The 20095-nt window shown below is 41.8% G+C and carries 12 protein-coding genes; 3 read left to right on the top strand and 9 right to left on the bottom strand.

The genetic code is table 11. From position 1 onward, the window contains the following. Window positions 1-64: 64 nt before the first annotated feature. From ACHSBP_RS06855 to ACHSBP_RS06845, 3 genes are all read right to left on the bottom strand, one after another. On the bottom strand, window positions 65-2782 hold the full coding sequence (locus ACHSBP_RS06855; protein WP_395388420.1) for a metallophosphoesterase: 2718 nt from the start codon (window positions 2780-2782) through the stop codon (window positions 65-67). A gap of 127 nt (window positions 2783-2909) precedes the next feature. After that, window positions 2910-4358 carry a peptide MFS transporter gene (locus tag ACHSBP_RS06850; protein ID WP_010560529.1) on the bottom strand — a complete coding sequence of 483 codons (1449 nt, stop codon included), beginning with the start codon at window positions 4356-4358 and terminating at the stop codon, window positions 2910-2912. A gap of 256 nt (window positions 4359-4614) precedes the next feature. Continuing rightward, entirely contained in the window at window positions 4615-5391 is a 777-nt protein-coding gene (locus ACHSBP_RS06845; protein WP_010560528.1) for a phosphorylase, read from the bottom strand. Between the two features lie 40 nt (window positions 5392-5431). Here ACHSBP_RS06845 and ACHSBP_RS06840 point away from each other — a divergent pair, with 40 nt between their 5' ends. Then, complete coding sequence (locus tag ACHSBP_RS06840; RefSeq protein WP_010560527.1) at window positions 5432-7204, top strand: ABC transporter ATP-binding protein/permease; 1773 nt, start codon at window positions 5432-5434, stop codon at window positions 7202-7204. A gap of 47 nt (window positions 7205-7251) precedes the next feature. On the opposite strand, the gene ACHSBP_RS06835 is transcribed toward ACHSBP_RS06840, so the two are convergent. From ACHSBP_RS06835 to ACHSBP_RS06810, 6 genes are read right to left on the bottom strand one after another with little or no spacing between them, the layout of a single operon-like run. After that, complete coding sequence (locus ACHSBP_RS06835) at window positions 7252-11064, bottom strand: cellulose synthase subunit BcsC-related outer membrane protein (RefSeq protein ID WP_395388419.1); 3813 nt, start codon at window positions 11062-11064, stop codon at window positions 7252-7254. Then, window positions 11055-12173 (bottom strand): cellulose synthase complex periplasmic endoglucanase BcsZ, encoded by a 1119-nt coding sequence (bcsZ, locus tag ACHSBP_RS06830; RefSeq protein ID WP_395388418.1) that lies wholly within the window; start codon window positions 12171-12173, stop codon window positions 11055-11057. The genes ACHSBP_RS06835 and bcsZ overlap by 10 nt, the downstream gene beginning before the upstream one ends. A gap of 2 nt (window positions 12174-12175) precedes the next feature. Next, a complete protein-coding gene (gene bcsB / locus ACHSBP_RS06825) occupies window positions 12176-14488 on the bottom strand; it encodes a cellulose biosynthesis cyclic di-GMP-binding regulatory protein BcsB (protein ID WP_010560524.1) in 2313 nt (770 codons plus the stop codon). Beyond that, the gene (bcsA, locus tag ACHSBP_RS06820; RefSeq protein WP_010560523.1) at window positions 14472-17099 is read right to left on the bottom strand and encodes a UDP-forming cellulose synthase catalytic subunit; all 2628 of its coding nucleotides are present in this window, start codon (window positions 17097-17099) and stop codon (window positions 14472-14474) included. The genes bcsB and bcsA overlap by 17 nt, the downstream gene beginning before the upstream one ends. Window positions 17100-17104: 5 nt before the next feature. Then, the gene (gene bcsQ / locus ACHSBP_RS06815; RefSeq protein ID WP_010560522.1) at window positions 17105-17809 is read right to left on the bottom strand and encodes a cellulose biosynthesis protein BcsQ; all 705 of its coding nucleotides are present in this window, start codon (window positions 17807-17809) and stop codon (window positions 17105-17107) included. Window positions 17810-17839: 30 nt separating this feature from the next. Then, the gene (locus ACHSBP_RS06810; RefSeq protein WP_158523434.1) at window positions 17840-18016 is read right to left on the bottom strand and encodes a hypothetical protein; all 177 of its coding nucleotides are present in this window, start codon (window positions 18014-18016) and stop codon (window positions 17840-17842) included. Between the two features lie 319 nt (window positions 18017-18335). Between ACHSBP_RS06810 and bcsE the strand changes: the two genes are divergently transcribed. After that, window positions 18336-19928 carry a cellulose biosynthesis protein BcsE gene (gene bcsE, locus ACHSBP_RS06805; RefSeq protein WP_010560521.1) on the top strand — a complete coding sequence of 531 codons (1593 nt, stop codon included), beginning with the start codon at window positions 18336-18338 and terminating at the stop codon, window positions 19926-19928. Further along, window positions 19928-20092, top strand: coding sequence for a hypothetical protein (locus ACHSBP_RS06800; RefSeq protein ID WP_158523435.1), 165 nt, complete (start codon window positions 19928-19930; stop codon window positions 20090-20092). The genes bcsE and ACHSBP_RS06800 overlap by 1 nt, the downstream gene beginning before the upstream one ends. The last annotated feature ends 3 nt before the right edge of the window (window positions 20093-20095 follow it).

The following is a 20095-nucleotide window of genomic DNA, read 5'->3' as shown; positions in this document are numbered from 1 at the left end:
ACAATTTTGAGAAAGCGACGCGTGCGCACAAAAAAAGAGGCGTTGGTCCCTTTTAGAATCATTGCTATTTTTTACTGTTAAAGAACTTTTCACGTTGTTTTAACCAAGGGTTAATCGCCATCGTGGCAACACTTTCACTGTGACGTTCCACTTTTTGATTGAGTGCCCGAGTACTTTGATTAAACCGCATCGTTTTACTTGGGCCGCCAAGGTTGGCTACTTCATCTGAATCGAAGCTACGCCCAGCAAAAAGTAGTGCGTTTAAATAGCCTGGTTCAGTTTCATAAGTATCGTCTGTCAGCAGTAACAAGGTATTACTGAGCGCCCAGCGTTCACCAATTTCACCTTCGTCTTTTTCACCGACCAACTCGCCGTTAATAAATACTTTTAAAACCCCATTTTCAGGCGCGCTATAAAACACAATCGCAACGCGATACCAGGTGTTTGGTTGTAGGTTACCAAAGAAGCCACTATCACGGGTTGTTATACCTACGCCATTGGTGTCTCGGTCAACAAATAGATCCGCATCGTCGTTGTTAAGTTGGTCTGTTTGCAGTAGCCCACGGAATTCATTGCTACTGCTTTGCGGCCACATAATATCCATTACTAAAGTGTAATCGGCTACTTTATTGCTTTGGTAAAAATCGCCGTTAGCGGGCACATTATGCTTTAATGCCAAGCCTTGCGATGGGCTATGACGACCAAAGGCCAGTACGCCAGAGCTGCCATCGGGTAGATCTGCAATATTGGCATCGCTGGTACTTACAAATGGGCTGCGTTCCGGCCCCCAATCTTTATTGAGTGGATCAAAGTAGCTCAGTTCACTCGGGCCAAAATCAGCTTTAAATGGCGCATCTAAATCATTGAAATTCCAAATTGTGACATAGTTATCTTCAAGGCAGCTATTTAATGGTTGGTTGGTATCAATATGCACACATTGGCTAGTTCGCTGGCGGGCATATTGATCAAGCGCCCACCAAGATTCTGATAATTCTGTAGGCGTAGGTAACGTAACCCCCGAGAAGAACAGGTTGCCGTTATAGGCAGGGCCTTTTTGCAGTGCTACGCGATAGGTTTTGTCATTGCTGATAGATTTATCACTTGCCAGTTTAAATACCCATTCTGGCTGCGCTAAACGCATTTGGTTTAGCTCACTGCCCGTAACGGAGACTTCATAAAGCGCGTTAAACCCAGGAGTGTCAGATGGCTGTCTTTCAACATAGTAGGTCTCGTGAAACTTCTCTTGGGTTAGTTTGCCCGGAGTCCAACGGTTTTGTACTTGAATTGGATCAAACAAGGCGGCATCGACACTGTGGGTAAAGAATGTTGCATTTGCTAAAATTTCGGCGGTTTGCGCTTCGTTAGGGTAATTTTCAGAAAAGGCAATAGCGGTATTGGTATCAGGCGCGTAGCGCCCCATAATCTGCTCAATAGTGCCGACCATTTGTTGGTCAACGACATCGATATTACTCGTTAAATATGTTTTGTAGTCATAGTTAGTAATGGTGTTTGAATCGGTATTTATCGTCAGGGTTAAGTCCGTTAGGCCTTGCGCAAAAAAGTTTGGCTGAATAACCAGCGCACCGTTATCGAGTGCCTGAATACTTTCACCGCCGTGGGTATGGCCACCTAATACTAAATTAACGCCAGTGATGTTTTCGGCAATACGGGTGTCGCCACCTATACCCATGTGGCTAAGCATAACCATAAAATCAACATCTTCACTATAGGTATTAACAATACCTTGCGCAACGGAAGTCCAGTCCCAGTTCATTTTAAAGTCGGGGATAAAATCTGGAATAGGGGCGGTTTGTAAGGGTTCATCAAGTTCGTTCCATGGCACTGAAGTCATGCCAAAAAAGCCCACCTTTAAACAACCTACTTGCACCGCGGCAAAATCAACAGCGGCGAAGCCGTTTTCGTCATTGCCGACATAGCGCGTATTACTGGCGAGCACTATGGCATGGTCGTCATTGGCATAATCTAATAATTGTGTTGGCCCCCACGCATAATCGTGATTACCGACAACACGGACATCAAACTCCATTGCTTTTATTGCATCGACCGTGGCAAGCCCTTGTGAAATTTGTTCGGCTACTGTGCCTTTTTCGTAGTCGTCACCACCATTAGTGAATAAGGTATACGGCTGTGCTGATTTGGCATTTTGGTAGTGGCCTTTTATGCGACTGAAAAGTTGTTCTTTATAACCAAAACGAGAGTGTAAATCGGCCACATGAATAAAGCGCAGCGCTTGCTCATTTGCATTGGCATCACACTCGGGGCCAATCACTTTACTAATTTCTAATTCGCGCTTTGGCTCAAAAAGCACCGCATATTGACCTAGTTGACTAAGATTCGCTTTAACGCTTGCAGCACCGACACTGCTGGTAATCGGATACCAAGTTGTATTTTCTAAACGGGCTAAATACACTTTTCCTTGTTGATATTCAGTTAAATCAACAAACACTTCCATTTCAATTGGGTTGAGCAGTGTTTTGTCTTCAGGAGAGAGCGTATAGGTATTTGAAATTACCTGTTGCGTTTGCGTTGAAGGCGCGCTTTGTGATGTGCTAACTTTTAGGGTGAAATCACTGTCTGAAATGCCTGCGGGTATACGCAGCGTCATTCTGCCATTATCAAAGCTGGCGTTTAAACTCATCGATGGTGTGATTACGCCACCTTGTTCTAGATCTGGAACATATACTTTTTCAGTTTCGCCACCACCACATGCACTTAGCGCTAAACATATTAGTAATGAACTTAAAAGCTTGTAAGTTTTCACATATCACCCAAAAGAATTAAATTGAGGATGAAAAATACCATATCTGGCGGCTAAGCTTCAATTACACTTAATGACATAAAAAAAGGCCTATAGAAACTATAGGCCTTTTTTTGTAATAAGTGCGTTATTAACGAGTCGCTGTTACTTCAAGCTCTTCTTCTAACACTTCTTCTTCAGTGTGGTGGTGATCTTCTGCACCGTGCATCCAATCAACAAGTTTATCTGCCATAAAGTACAGTAAAACACCTGAAGCAATCGCAGTAATAAAGATACCGCCAAAGATAGACATTGCATTTGCAAGTTGCTCTTCTTTAGTCGTGTCGCCGTGGCCAATAAATGAACCAACGATACCACCAACTTTGTTAGCAATTGCAATAAATAGGAACCAAGCACCCATCATTAATGATGCGATACGTAGCGGAGCTAGTTTAGTTACCATTGATAAACCAATTGGTGATAAACATAATTCACCCATGGTATGGAAGAAGTATGCACCTACTAACCACCACATGCTTGATTTATTTGTTGGGTCACCGTCCATTTCCATAACCGCACCCATCATAAATACAAAACCAATACCTAATAAGATAAGGCCAAGTGCAAATTTAACCGGTGAGTTAGGTTCTTTGTTACCAAGACGGATCCAGATAGATGCAATTACCGGAGCAAATACAACGATGAAAATCGCATTTAAAGATTGGAACCACGTAGTCGGTACTTCGAAGCTACCAATGTTACGGTCTGTGTATTCGTTAGTGAAGATATTCATTAGGCCGCCAGCTTGCTCGAAGCCTGCCCAGAAAACAACAGTGAAAAGGCCTAATACCATGATTACTTTAATACGGTCGCGCTCAACAGCAGTTAATGGCTCTTTACGTACTTCTGTTTGTTGTTGCTTTTCTAACTTAGCCGCTGGGATTGTACCTATGTTACCAAGTAGTTTTTGCGCAAATAAGAATTGAATAATAAGTGAGAAGACCATACCAATGCCGGCACAAATGAAGCCTGCTTGGTAGTTACCATCATAATGTGCAACAACTGAACCTACTACGATACCAGAAAGTGCGGCACCTACGTTGATACCCATATAGAAGATAGTAAATGCGCCATCACGACGGTTATCACCTTCTTCATATAAATCACCAACCATGGTTGAAATATTTGGCTTGAATAAACCGTTACCAGCAATTAATAGACCTAAACCTACATAGAACGCTTCCGTTTCCATGCCAGGTACCCACGCGTGCGGCGTACCTAAGATAAATTGACCTGCAGCCATTAAGAAGCCGCCGATATAAATTGCTTTACGTTGGCCTAAGTACTGATCCGCTAACCAACCACCGATTAATGGCGTAAGGTAAACAAGACCGGTAAATGTACCATACATTGAAAGTGCATCGGCTTGGGTCCAACCCATACCGTTACCGCCTTCAGAATATACTTGGTCTACTAAATAAAGTACTAAGATTGCGCGCATTGCGTAGTAGCTAAAGCGCTCCCAAAGTTCTGTAGTGAATAGCAGGAATAGGCCTTTCGGGTGGCCTAACATTTCACCTGCTTTAGGGACTGAATTCATCGTATGCTTCCTAATTCAAATTATTGTTGTGGCCAATATTATTATTGTTGTTACTACCTTTCGGTTTGAACGGGCGGCCAATAGTTATGTTTGGGTAACAGTTACCCAGAAAGCAGATTTGTGTTAATAAACATACTGAACGAGGGGTAAAATAAGGTTATTAATACAAACTGCATCCGGCCAGTATACCTAGAGAGTTTTTTAAACAAAAGCCCTTATCTAACAGATTTGACCTGTTTGTATGCACTTTTGCCGTTTATTTATGCAGGTCTTGGCATAGGCCTCTTAAAAACGCGATAAAACCGTGTTCCTTTAACCAGCATAGATGTGCTTCATTTTTTACTAGAAAATGGCCGCAAAAATTGAGTCCGTTAGCGAATATTGATTCGATATGCGCGGTTTTTCGTGGCACTAACCAGAATAAGTCTTTATGTATAATTAGGTTGTAGGCACCGGTCTCAATATCATTGTTATTTAGAGCAAATTGTTGGAGCGCTTGTTGATAATACTTGATACACAGCGCTAAATTTAGAGGGCCAAATCGCACAAAACTGATGTCCTCTAGTTGTTTGGCAATAGCTGTAACGGTGTCACTGTGTGCTAAGCGAATTAACTGCATATGACGATGCCCTTGGCTAGCACCGGCTGTAGGGCCTGCATTATAAAAGCCAACATCATAAGGCGAATTTAAATGTTCAAGCCAAGCTGAAAAATCAGATTCCGTTAATGGACTTTGCTGCGCTACAAATTCTTTACTACATAACAGGGCATGGGGTTTTAATACCGGGAACTTATTTAACAGTAGCTTGTGTGACGGTGGGCAGTCTTTTACAAACATCGCCTCTTCATGAGGTAAAAACGGGTTGGTCTTTTGCGTGCTTTGATGAGGTTTGTCGATTTTTTTAGCGACGCGCAAGTGCACCGTGAAGTGAATATTATTATCCAAAAAGGATTGGCTTTGCGTTGTGAGTGGCTGGAGCGTTTTTGTTTTTAATGCGATTTCTATTTGCTGTTCAACTGCTTGCCAATACATAATACATCCTATATTTGATCTTAATGAGCACGAGTGAGTTATGCGCCGCGGTTTTTCTGTGCCAAACGAAAATGACAGCTTTAATATACGCGTCTTTAAACAAGTTGTACCTTATTTATTAGAATTTCGCACGCGCATTATTATTGCGTTTTGTTGCTTAGTATTTGCTAAGCTTGCCAGTGTTTATTTACCTTTTGTACTGAAATACACGGTAGACACGTTAGATCAACAAAATAATGTGGTGTTATTAGGCACGGTTGGTTTAATTGCCGCCTATGGTGTGCTGCGACTTGCCAATGTGGTGTTATCAGAATTACGCGACATGCTGTTTGGCCGTGTTACTGAGCGCGCCATGCGTCGTATTAGCATGAAAGTATTTAGCCATTTACAACACCTCGACCTTAAATTTCATTTAGATCGCAAAACCGGTGGCCTTGCCCGAGATATTGAACGCGGGGTGTCGGGTATTAGTTTTGTGATGCGCTTCTTTGTTTTCAATATTGGCCCAACGTTAATCGAGCTGATGTTGGTAATTGGTATTTTAACTACCAAGTATGGCGCTAAATACGGGCTAGTGATTGTCGCCTCAGTGGTGGTTTATATTACGTTCACTGTGTATGTGACTAATTGGCGATTAAAGTTTATTCGCGAAGCAAATATGGCTGATAATCGCTCAAACACCCGCGCCGTTGATAGCCTGTTAAATTTTGAAACCGTAAAATACTTTAATAACGAAGAACACGAAATTAAAGAGTACGATGTTGAACTTGCGGCTTGGGAAAAAGCACGCCGTAAAAACCGATTATCACTGTTTGCCTTAAATGGCGGTCAGGCCCTTGTAATTGCCACAGCGATGACCTCAATGCTGTTATTTGCTGCGCTTGATGTGGAAGCAAACGCGATGACCCTGGGGGATTTTGTATTAGTGAATGCCTTTATGATGCAAATATTTATGCCGCTTAACTTTTTGGGTTTTGTCTATCGCGAAATTAAAGGCTCGCTCACCAATATTGAAAACATGTTTGATTTACTCAAGGTTGACTCCTCTGTGTCGCGCAATAGCAAAAGTGCGTCACTTGCTGTAAACCAAGGGGCCATTACATTTGAAAATGTCAGCTTTGGTTATGCAAAAGAGCGCACAATTTTAAATAACCTGTCTCTTAATATTAAGGCGGGGAGCAAGGTTGCAATTGTTGGTCCGAGTGGCTCTGGAAAAAGTACTCTAACCAAGTTGCTCTGCCGGTTTTATGATGTAACCAATGGCAACATTCAAATTGACGGGCAGAATATCGCTCAGGTTAAATTAGATTCATTGCGCGAAGTCATTGCCGTGGTGCCGCAAGATACCGTGTTATTTAACGCCAGTATTTATGACAATATTCATTACGGCAACTTATCGGCAACGAAAGAGCAAGTGATTGCAGCAAGTGAAGCAGCGAATCTTAAAACCTTCGTTGAATCGCTTAACGATGGTTTTGAAACTCATGTTGGCGAGCGCGGTTTAAAGCTCTCGGGAGGTGAAAAACAGCGCGTTGCGATTGCAAGGGCACTATTGAAAGATTCTCCTATTATGGTATTTGATGAAGCAACTTCAGCACTTGATAGTCATAACGAAGAAGCCATAATGCGAACCATCAAAAAAGTGGCACGCCATCATACTGCGATTATGATTGCTCATCGCCTCTCAACCGTGACCGATGCGGATCACATTTTTTATTTAGAGCAAGGGCGGCTGGTGGAAGAGGGTACACACCAACAACTACTTGAAAAAGAAGGGCGTTATGCCGCTCTTTGGCGCAGTCAAAGTCAGTAATTAACAAATAAAAAAAGGGAGCTTTGCTCCCTTTTTCAATTATGTGATTAATAGTTAGCGTAAGGCACGATTAGCCTTGGTACTAATGGCAGCTCACCGTAAACAGGGTTAAACAAATACTTCACGTAAATTTGACCATAATTTGGTTCGTAAAAATCAGCGCGGTCGATATTAAAGCTCGCACCAATTAACCATTGAGGTTGCACGCGGTATTCAACTAAGCCCTCAATACCCCATGAAAATCCACTGCTTTTGTCAGCAGCAAATATTGGATCAATGCCCGTTTCAACTGCTTTGAGCTCTGCAACAGCTTGTAGTTCAGGGTTATTTGGGTAAAGTTCAATGGCATCTGTGGTTGTACGCGAATAACCACCGTTCACTTTGAGGCGATAAACTAAGTCCTGCTCAAAACGACCATCTACTGTAACAGGCACTGACAGACCAAGGTATTTTTGTGGGCTGTAGTAACCGCCATGGCCGTACGTTTCTTCTGAAAGGTTGTGCTTATAGCCCCAGTACAACAAGTTAGTGCCGACAGACAGTTCAAAGTCTGGCTGCTGGATAAAGCGATAGTAGGCACCTGTCATCGCACGTTTTCGGTCGTTATCAAGTACATTTTTGCCTTGATAATACTGATAATCGAGCGTAGCCCAAAAACCCCAATCGAGGCCAAGATCGTGATACAAGCCAAGGGTAATACCATTGCTGGTAACGCCACCCCAAATCTCATTTTGATTGACGTCTTCAAGGCCTGCATATGACAATACGCTGTTAGTGAGTGCTCTTCGCTCAATTTCAATGTCGTAGCTGAAGTCACCGAGACTATTTTGATAGAGCACGCCACCTACGATATTTGAAATTAAGAAGCCTTGTGGTGTGGTACCAATATCCACACGCCAGTTTTCGTTTTGCCAGCCAACACCGAAGGCAATACCTTGGTCTCGAGGGGTAATGCTAAATAACGAGCAAGTATCATAGCAAAGTGCGCCAGTGCCGTAGCGACTTGCGGCAAATCGTTCTGAAAAGTTAGTTTGTTGGGCAGAGATACTAACGGCATCCGCTTTAACAAATAACTGACCCTCTAAAAATGGAAAATAGCCTTCAAATAACGCTGCACCTAAGCCCAGTTCATGATCATTTTGCGTACTGGTTTGACCGCTAAAGTCGCCAGCAAGCGCAATATGCCCATCGGTACGGTTTTTAATTTTTGCAATGCCCGAGCGAGCAGAGCGCATATACCAAGTATCGGTTTCTTGGTCTTGTGCTAAGTCATGCAGCACTTTTTTGTCGGCAACATCAACACGTTGTTTTGTAAGTACTTGACGATAGTATTCAATTGCAAGTTCGCTTTGGCCAAATTTGTCTGCTACTTGGCCTGCAAGATTGAGCAATTCGCCATCGCTTGGTGAGAGTGCGAGTAGATCTTTTTGGTATCTGAGCGCATTGTCTTGATCTTTAAAATCGAGTAACAGGGCCATTAATCGGCGCTGATTATAGTTTTCATCTGCGGGAACGCGATACACTAAGTGTCTAACTACTTTTTCACCCAACGCATATTTATTACTAAATAGGGCTTTTTCGGCAACTTGATACTCAGTTTCGAATTCTAATTCGCCGTATTTGTGCGCATTTTCATATAAAAAATCAACTTGCTCAAAATCACCTTTATTTAACGCAAATTCAAGCAAGCGTGCATTTGCAGGAATGCTTGATGGGTTGTTGCTAAGGTAAGATGTTAAGATAATCTCTTCGCGATCAGGCTGTTTTTTTACTTGGTAGCGCACTTTTAAGTTTTCAATTTCGCGCTTTTCACTTTGGGTTTGCGCCGGCGCCATATGCAAATTGGCAAACCATGAATCGAGATCATCGGCGTCGTCTGCGCTAAGCAACCATTCACTGTATAGCTGATACCAGTAGAAATCGAGTTTAGGAGCGCTATTTAGCGCGCTTTTGAGCTGGCTGGTGGCACGGTTATGCATGCCTAATTTGTACCATTGCGCTGCAATTTGTGCTGTTTGCAGGTTACTTAAATCATTTTGATTTTCGATGTCTTGTAACAGGGCAAGGGCAGAGGCTTTTTGTTCGGTCTCAATTAACACATCGACTTGTTCAAATTGCTCACCGAGCGCTAACGTTTCTTTTAATTCTTTTATTTGCGGCGTGTAATCTTTCACCCGAATATAAGATAAGCTTTGTAATCCAGCGCGAAAATCGCCTAGCGAACGCATGTAAAGAGCGTGGGTATAACGAATTTCTGGATTCATTGGAAAACGCCAAAGCGCTTGATTGTAGACTTTCTTACTGGTGTCAATATCGCCTAACTTGCGCCATTCAAAGGCCAAGTCATAATAAAGCCAGCCATTTGTAGGAGAGGTTTTAATTGCTTTTTCAAGCAGTGCAATCGCTTCTTTCGGTTCGCCTCGCGCAGACAGTTCTTCAGCTTGTTCACGGTAAATAGCCGTTTTTGCAGCGTTTATTTCCGCACTGACTGTTTCGCGTTGTTTTTTAGTTAAACTTGATTCAAATCGCTCTAGTGCATTAATACTTTGTTGCTGTTCTACAATATTTAGCAATAAAGACAGGGCATAGCCATTATTAGGGTCACTGCGTAATACGGTTTGCAGGTATTTTGTCGCCTGCGCTGTGTCACCTTTGGCCTGTGCTACCTGTGATGAATAAGTCAGTACGGTATTAGTGTCTTCTTTGAGTTTTAATGCACTGGCTAGCAGTTGTTCGGCTCTTGTCAGCTCTAAGGCATCAATTGCAGATCTTGCTTCGCTGATCAGCCCCCAAAACTTGGCAGTATTTAATAACCCTAACCAAATTGATTTATCGCTACTGTCTGCGAGTTTGGCGGCCTTGCTAAAATATTGTTGGGCATTGGCATGTTTGCCTTGTGCCATTAAGCTACGGCCAAGGTCGCCCACTATATCAGCGTCTTTTGGTCTGCCAGCGGCTGCTTTGCGTAACAGCTTTTCTGCCAGCGCGTAGTTTTCTTTTGCCATATGGCGCTTTGCGCGCTGCCAGGCTTGGTAGTTAGGGTCGGCCTCTAGCTTTAGTTGTGCAATCAGCTTTTCACTAAATACTTCGTATTGCAATTTACCTAGATCACTTTGCGGATAGAGGCTAAAAAAATAGCTGTATTGTGAGCGTGTGAAGGTGCTAATTGGCATATCTTCTAACGCATTTAACCATACGCGCTCAACCTCAATACGCATTTGCGTATGGGTGGCATATTTACGCAAAATTGCCAGCGATTTTTTGTCAGTGGGTTTTCGTTTTAAGATATGGCGTGCATAGGCTACTTCAAACTGAGCTGTATTAGGGTAGCGTTGTGTCAGCTTAGTAAATAACTTTTTTGCTTGTTGCCAACTATCTGGGTCGGCAGAAAGTATGTTGGCATATTCAAACTTTAGTCTCGCCGTTGGTATTTCGCCGCGAAATAGCGCTTTGAATTGCTTTGCAGCTTCTTTTGATTGACCTGCGCGCGCTAATAAGCGCACAGCTTGCAGTTTTTCTTTACCTTCAGGTGAGTGAATATACGCAATGCTATCTAAGCGTTGAATATACGGATAAAACGGTTCATCTTTTTTAAATGCTTTGAGCTCTTCAACGGCTTTTTCCGTTTCACCTTGCTCGAAGTAGTAGCGGATCCAGGCTGCGCGAATATCGAGGCTGCCAGGTTCAACTTGCTCTAATCGGGCGAGACTATCAATTACCAGTTGTGGTTTTTGTTGTGCCTCGCCGAGTTCAACTTGTTCTAAAAGCCAACTAATAGGCTGAGCATCAAGGCCTTCACTGGCGTGCAGTTGTGACCCAAGTAAACAGCTTACTAATAATGCTGCCGCTCTTAGTTGCATTCGGTGCTCCATGCCGGCACTAACGAACCGTCATTTAAAAACTCAAAACGTGCATTGGTTGCGGCGGTGCCAAACAATGTGAGTACACTGCTGTAATAATTATTTCGCAGCTCATAGTCTATGTTGGCGTTGATCTTTTGATTAATCATACTTGCCGTTACGCGATCACCAAATGATTTCAAAAAAGGTAGAATCGCTGCTTGAAAGCCCAGAGGGCCAGTTTTTGCAGTACGTCCTGTTTTAGCATAGGTGTTGAGTGGTACTGCGCGATTGGCACTTACTTTTCGCGCCATTGGGTCAAACTTAAACAACAGCTGCTCTTTGTAACTAACATCATCAGCTAACAAACCTACCCATAAATAACTGCGAATAGCATTGAAGTTACCTTCATCATTGTGCCTTTTAGTGAAGTGGAAGCCTTTTTTGGGATTGTATAACACCCAGTCAGGGCTAAAGCCTTTTGGCGCACTTTCTGAAAGCACTACCAATGATGAATTTAGTACTTCTTGCCATGGTTGACTTGGATAGAGCTCAACAAATCGCTGGAAAATAAACGGTGGCAAATAACTTGGGTTTAAACGCCATGTTTGTTCGCCAACTTCAAAGCCATAAGGGGCAGGTAATAGGGTTAATCCTAGTCCTGGCAAAAACTCGGTTTCTTCTTTTAAAATGCGCTTTGCCATTACCGCAGCAAGTACCGCATAACGACGTTCATTCCATAAACGGCTCGCCTCTGCAAGCGCGTAGGCTATCCATAAATCAGAATCAGACGCAGGATTAGAATCTAAAATACCATAACTTGATGGCGTTTTACGGCCCCAAAGCCATGCAGGTAAACGTGCGCTTAAATCACCTTCAGCAAGGTGACGCTCGGTCCAATTAAGTAACTTATCAAAGGTTTCTTTATCGTTCGCCACGAGTGCGAAGAATAAACCATAAGATTGACCTTCACTGGTGGTAATGTTTTTTTCAGAACCAAGATCAATTACGCGACCTTCTTTTGAGATAAAATTGTTTTTAAAGGTCTGCCATTCAGGCCACACCATACAGTTTTCTGCTTTCAGCAATGTTGGCATTAGAAGCAATAATACAATGAGTAACTTTTTCATATTTAGTCTTCCTTATTACCAACACGTTTGCGCGCTAAAGTATTGAGAACACGCCATAAGATAACAGATAAAATAAGTAATGTAATAATCGTCATAAATGCCAATAACAGTGGATGATCCGACAAGTGGAACCAAATAAGTGTGTGCAGCGGTAACGAACCAACATAGTAGCGCTCACCTAAATGCGATTGATGCACTTTATAAGGATTGATAATTGTTGCAGTGCCTTGCACTTCAATTAATTTAGCGCCATCAATTAAGGTGTTGTTGATAAGCCCCAAATCATTACTGGTTGCCGCCATAATTGATACTACACTGCGTTCGTCGTTAAACGGCGATTGGAATCCTGCAATGGCTGCAAGTGAACCATAACTCTCAAGTGAAACGTGCGTTGAGGCATCTTCATTGCTCTTAGCGTACTTGTACGGCTGAGTTTCATAAATTGCTTGCTTTATTTCACGTAGAGAGTGATTAATCAGCACCGACATATGCTCGTTTTGAGCAAAACTATCTGCACCTGTTTGCGAGCCAATGAGCAAGATATCTTTATCGTCAAAATCAATGTCTGCACCGTTATCGGTGAGGATCGTTGCTTTTAGTGATGGGTAACCCGTTGTTTGCCCTAAGTGACCTGTTGCAGTAAGCAAGGTTTCGACCTCATCACGGTTAGGTGATTCAGGTAAAACAATTAAGGTTTCGCTTAAATCTGCAAACTTGGTAAATGGAAAACCACCTTGTGCGTAAGCATGCAAATTAGGCATCGCAATATAATGGTGATAATCAGAGACATCAATTGTTGAGTTTTCATCAATTGCGCCTATGGTGCCCTCAGGTGCGGTAGTCTGACAAAACCCTTCTTTTTCTGTTGAGAATAAGAACTCAAAGGCTACATCATTTTTAATATCCACTTTAAAACCGGGGACGGTAAAGTAACGTTCTTTATCGGTATCATCGGTCGATAGCAGTGGAATACGAATATCTTCATCGACTAACGTTGAGTACTCATTCGGGTCGAGTTTGTAACCTTGCACATACTCTTGGTTAATCGACATATTAAGACGTGATACACCTTTATCTGTAGGTGGTGTATAGCGGTATTTTAATTCGATTGGTAAACCGTCGGTGTACCAAGTGAATAAATCGGGCGCAACACGTACATCTAGTTTTACTGGTGGCGCACTGTAGCCAACAGCTTGAAGTTGATTTTTATACTCGACCAATTCGCCAAAACGAACCGGGCGATCTGAGCGGATCCAACGCGGTGCGTCGTAAGCTTTACGCGGCTCAATATATTCAACTTTGGTAATCTTTGCACTGCGGCCAGTCATCATTGGCAAGCCTAATGCTAGGCCTTCGGCGGCAACTTTTAAGTCATCACTATTACGGCCTAAGATCAACAAGAGTTTTTGGTAACGATGCTCTGGGTTTGCAATTACTTCAACAACGGGGCCATCAACACCTGGGTAATCCGCTAAGAAATCAGGGCGATTATCATTGGTTGCAAAGACAACACTGTGTGAACTTGGTAGTGCATTGTAGTTAACTGGGAATTTTGCACCACGCCAGTTTGCCTTTGCGCCAAACCATGAGCTTAAAATACTTGCAGCGTGCAAGGTTGTGTTATCTGGCGTTTCGTTAAATACAAACGGCAGTGTTAACTGAGCATAATCACGTTCATCAAAAAACGGTTCTGGGAACTGAGCAAGTAAGCTCTCAAATGGTAATTGCTGCTCGGTATAGGTAATGCGACTGGTACGACTAATATCGGCCCAAATACTGGAATGAAACGGGTCTTCACATTCACGCGTATAGTGGCCAATTAACTCGAATCTAAGGGTGTTGAAGTCTTCAACAAATTTAGGCTCAAGCTTAATGCTATGGCGCTGCATGCCTTCGTTAACTTTATCAGGGCTCGCGTCGGTGACCGGAATTGTCGCCATCACTTCTTCATTTAAATACACCTTTAAATGGGAAAGCTCTTTGATCAATGCAGGTGAACTGGTAAATGCAAAGTCGAGACTTAAATCGGTAATAATGTGATCAACACGGTTAGTAAAGTCAACCGTACGACTTGCTTGCACTCCACGCAAACGCATATCAGGTCGGTTTAATTGCTCAAATGTATAAGACAAGGTGCTTTGAGGGCCTGCCTCAGGGTAACCTTGTTTGTATATTTCTTTATTTTCAGCAATTTTAGTTGCGTTGCGGGCAAAGTTGCCTGTTGCATTGTTGCCGCTTGTTGTTGCGTAGCCATTGATACTACACAGCGAACTGAGCGCCAATATGCTTCCTGCTACTTTAGTTAGCACTTTCATAATTTAAATTTCCCAGTTTTGGCTTTTGCGGCATAAATGAGCCAACCAAAATTAAAATATTACCAATCTTTGTTATGTATTTCTTTGCTTTCGCTGGTGCATGAAGAATTAAGCTTTTAAAACCACGAATACTGGTTTGTTTTACATGCTTAAAACTTTCAGAGGGAAGATCATGCGTAAAATTTTCTTGCCAACCAAGCCACGCATCAGCGCGACTAAAGGTTGATTCAATATAGTTTTTCTCTTGTTCTAGTGTCAGATTACTTAAAATCAATCCAACTCGATTTTTACGTGCGTTAATCACTTTACACGGAAATGAAAATTGTCGGCGTCCACGTGACATTATCAGGTCAACATCAGTTTCCACATTGATTAAATCATCAGCTGGTAACTGTACGCCTACACCAACATCACTAAAATCGGTTACGCGTACTTTGTATGTTCTGCCATTCGCATCGCGCAGCGCAGCGGGGAAGTTCGCCGTAATACGGTGAGAGCGCCTTACTTGTTTTGCTTCTGCCGCAACTGCAATCGCCGCACCTAAAATCATAAAGTTGTACAGTGCCCATGCCATACTGATTAACAATACGCCGATTTGAACGGGGTCGCCAAAAAATATGCGAAAAACACCAACAACTAAGCCAATCAAGTTAATGGTTGCAAGAAAAAGGTATGGTTTTGAGATTTCCCAATCATAGAAATCTTTATCGGTTAAACCACCTTTTTCGGTTACGTTAAACTTACCTTTGTTGGGCGCAAAAAGTGCCACGGTTGTAGGCTTTAAAATGTACCAAGCAAGCACAGCTTCATATACTTCACCCCAAAATGAATAACGCCATTTACCTTGGATTCGGGAGTTGGTAATTTTAACCTGCATTAGGGTTGGTACCACGTACAGTAAAATTGCTAAAAACGGCGCATAAATAATATAGGCATCAAAATAAATGAGTGCCAAGGGTGCGGTTAAAAACACGATGCGCGGAATACCAGAGAAAAAGTGCATTGCCGCGTTCAAATAACAAAAACGTTGGCTTAACGAGAGCCCGCGTCCAAGCAAGGGGTTATCCACCCTAAATATCTGCGCCATACCCCGTGCCCAGCGAATACGCTGACCCACATGGGTCGACAAACTGTCAGTAGCAAGTCCGGCTGCTTGTGGAATATTAATGTAAGCGGTGCGATAGCCTTTACGTTGCATTTTAAGTGCTGTGTGAGCATCTTCTGTAACAGTTTCAAACGCGAAGCCGCCAATTTCTTCAATTGCACTGCGACGAATTACGGCACAAGAACCACAGAAAAAAGTCGCATCCCATAAGTCGTTTCCGTCTTGAATTAGACCGTAAAACAGCATGTTTTCATTAGGCGTTTGGGCAAAATTACCGAGGTTTTTTTCAAACGGGTCGGCAGAGAAAAAATGGTGTGGTGTTTGCACCAGACACATTTTAGAGTCTTCGACAAATTGACCTATGGTCATCTGTAAGAACGAACGTACAGGTACGTGGTCACAGTCGAAAATGGCAATTAACTCACCATCAGTGTAACGCATTGCATGGTTGAGGTTACCTGCTTTAGCGTGAAAGTTGTTTGGACGAACAATATAGCCAACACCAATCTCAGCGGCGAATTCTTTGAACTCGTCTCGTTTGCCATCGTCAAGAATATACACATTTAGCTTATCTTCTGGCCAGTCTAGCGCCAAAGCTGAGATAGTCGTTGGTTTTACAACGCTTAAAGGCTCGTTATAAGTTGGAATGTAAACGTCAACGGTAGGCCAACTACTAGTGTCCTTAGGAAGCTTAACCGGTTTACGTTTTAACGGACGCATGGTTTGGAAAAAACCCAAAATTAGAATAAACCAGGCATACGCTTCTGCGGCAAGTAAGCCAAATCCTAAAAACAAGGCTATAGGGTCACCCCAATTCAGCGTTTCATTTACACGCCACCAAATGTAACGAGTAGAGGTCGTAATTGACAACGTTATCATTACAATAGTCGGTAATGGTCCTTTTATACCTCGCAATGAGTAGGCGATAAATAAGATCAAACTCATAAAAATCGCTTGTGCTTCAAGGGAAAAAGGAACCGTGATAAATATCGCCAATAAAAAAAGTACCGCAGCAAGCAGTATTTTAGTGATATGAGGTTTTTCCCAAAAATCGGCGGAGGTTAATTTTTGAAATCCGGTTTGGGTATTTTCATTGATTTCTTTGTTAAGTGATTGCCGCACGCGCAGGGTAAACCATTTATCGAATCGCATTGCCCAGTCGATAAATAGCGGCAAAATTTTGAAAATGGAATATTTTGATTCTTTCTCAACAGCTTGTTTACCATCACGTTTAAACTTTACTAGCGTAAGAAAGGTTAATTGAATCACAAAGCGGATCGGGTCGCCAAGGCGAAAACGGTTCGGTTTTAACTGTGGAAAGTAACGATAAAAAGCATTATCAAAATCGATACGCTCTAATTTAAAAAAGGCATGCAAAACAAAGTAAGCCACAGTAAGTAACAGTGACATAAATACACTGTAACTATTTTCTTCAAAAAAGAAGCGATAGCGTGACTTTACTCTACCAATATTGTGCTTTGGGCTTACGAGGCTAGACGTATTCATATGTGTTACGACAGACTCTTGCGTTTGTTGTTTAACCAGCTTGCGAGTGCGTGAAAATCTTCTTTTACTACACTGAGCGGTGAAGTGTTAATAAGTACATTTTTAGCTGCAAGTGCCTCAGGTACTGCGCTGTCAAAATGAATAAAAAAGGGTGCTAATTGCTTTAAATTTGAACGCCAAATTTGGTAAACATCGAGTTCAAGCGGGTTACTGGCATTAAAGCGATTAATTAAGTAATAAGCCTGATTATGTGTACTGCCTTTTTTAATTTGGCTATAACACGCAGGATCGCAGGTCACTACATTGATAACGATATCGCTGTCATCAAGGGCTAAGTCATCGAGTGACATATGACTTGGTACGTCAAACAACAGCCAACTGTTGCGGTCGATATCCAAACGTTTTGACTGATTTAACAGCGTATTATACGAAAAACTATTAGCAAGTTCAGAGCCATAGGGCACATACTTGACGTTATCTTCATTAATAAATGCGATATCAGCCCAGCTAGATTCTGCGTCTGCTATTTTATTTGTCCAACCTGATTGGTTTTGCCATTCATGACCAAGGTGCAGACACAGCTCATTTTTAGAATCAAGGTCAATACACAACACGTCGTGATGGCTTTGAGATAACAGTGTTGCTATATTGGCAATAATAGATGTACTTCCTGTACCACCTTTCAAGCCTTTAAAAAATACTCGATTCATACAAATGGACTTTGTTAATACGTATAATTATTAAATTTCTTCGATTTCACTAAAAAGATCATACTTAGCAATGATTTTCGTTTCTTTTTGCTTTTCTGTAATTTCAACGTAATCGGCGACAGCAATCTTGCTTTTCATTTCTAATTTAGAAATATCGTGCGCATGATATGCATTTTCTATTGTTTCTGCGTTTTGTTTATTAGTCACAATATTAACCTCATAAATTACAACTTTTATATTATTAGTCGGTTAGATTGGGCTAAACTATTACACTCTATTACGTAGCTCGTGAGACAAAATAAGTGTTTTTTCCTTGTAGGCCTTGATTTTTGCGAGCTTGATTCAACTTGCCATAATTGTTATCGGCTCATGCAAATTTAATTTTAGCAGTTTCTAGTCAATCGTGCTGGACTTAGCTAAATGATTGTATATAAAATCATATTTTCACCTAAATAGAAAGTATTACTTTTATAGAGCATTGCGTTATGTATTATCAATGTGTTTATAAAGCAAAAGTGGGTTAAATGTGCATAAATTAAACTTTTTGGGTATTCAGAGCGAGCATGGGCTTATTGTCAAAGCTGCAACTTATGCGCTTTTCGCCAACAGCGAAGAAGCAGGTATTGAGCTTGCCTTGAGCTCAATAAACGAACAAAGCAAGAGCTTTGTAATATCGCAAGACCCTGAGCGATTTTCTGCTAAATCAGATAAATGGCCGCAACTTAAAAAAGCGCAACTTTTTGCCTTAGATACATCTTTTTTTATCGAAAACAGCACGCAGTTTATTTCACAAACAATTGAAGAGCTAAGTTATTATTCTGGCTTTCGCGGTGCGCATTTAATTATTCACTTTTCCGAAGATTTAGCTAACCACTTTGAAGCTAAATTAGTTAAAAAACTATTGCATAAAACGCAATCTATAGCTGAACGCTACAATATTAGCCTGATTTTTTTGTTTACGGGCAAAACAGCGCAACAAAAGGCGCCCACTTTTTTAGCTCACAGCAAATTAATTGACGGCGTTGCCCATCTTAATAGCCATTTAATGAACCACAACTTGTACTTTGATTTTTGGCGCAGTGAAAAAGGGGTGGTAAGCCAGATAAGTTATCAGTTGTTTTTTGAACAACCGGTATCGGCCGAGCTAAACGTTCAAAATGAAGCGAATGTTGAACCTGTTTATCAAAATTTAGAACAGGTTTTTATTAGCAAAGAGTTGTTGCCTAGCGATACAAAATTACCGCCACATTATTTAATATGCGACGATAACCAAAGCGTAGCCGAACATGCTCGCGAAAATAAAGCTGCAACAGTGGTTTTGTGTGCGTCCCATGATGTTAAAAAGACGGAACTTGCTGCACTTAGCTATGAATTACGAGATGTTTGCGGGCCTTGGCTAAAAATTGTAATTAAAAACAAAGATGGCGTGTTACGTCACCACGATGAGTGTGTATTTTTAACCTTAGGCGTTAATTTAATTTTGCACACAACCACAGATATTTCACGTTTGATGTCGCAGGTGCAAGCTTTGCAAGGCGTTAAGTTTGTGCGTACGCTGCCAAAAGATTACAAAGCAGTACTGGCTCATGCTAAAGGGGTGGAAGCAAAAGGGTATTTAACACCAAGTAGCTTTGTTGATGCCGTGAAACTGCAACGTGAAGCCAGCTTATCGACGGGGATTAGTGGCGTTTTGGTGATCCTGGATTTGATTAAAGGTGTCGAGCCAATTGATGCATTACGTCTTTTTTCTGTAAAACGTAACGGTGATATTTTTACTGCGAATCAATCGCAAGTTTTGCTTTATTTGCATGCTTGCCGAGAAAATGATGTGGATAACGCCATTGAGCGATTATTCAGATTAGCAATCAGTGAGTTCTTTGTCGCTCATAGCATTTATTCGCAAGACTTATACATAGAACAAGTTTGCCGAGAACTTAAACACGCCGACGACAACAAAGAATTAGAAGATTTCTCCGTACAGTTACTTGAATCAGCGGTAGAGCAAGTGCCACTTGCAATGAGTACATCTGGACGCACGGCTGTTGTACACGATATAAACCGCTTTCCAAGTCGTAAGCCTTGTAAAGCACATCCTCTTAAGCTTCTGGAAAATAATTAATGTACTTAACTTATATTATTTTAGCGTTTATTTTTGGCATTGTGATAGGTATTGCAATAGCGCAGTTTTCAAAAGAGCTTAAGCATTTTGTTACTAAGCTATACAAAGCGTGGACGTTTAAACATAAAGCGATTCACCCATATAAGCCGCAGGAAAAAGAATAATCA

Origin of the sequence: Pseudoalteromonas sp. XMcav1-K, assembly GCF_044005875.1 — a bacterium.
GTDB classification, from domain to species: Bacteria; Pseudomonadota; Gammaproteobacteria; order Enterobacterales; family Alteromonadaceae; genus Pseudoalteromonas; species Pseudoalteromonas spongiae.
The sequence above is the reverse complement of the archived record's forward strand: the minus strand, read 5'-3'. Positions and strand labels throughout refer to the sequence as shown.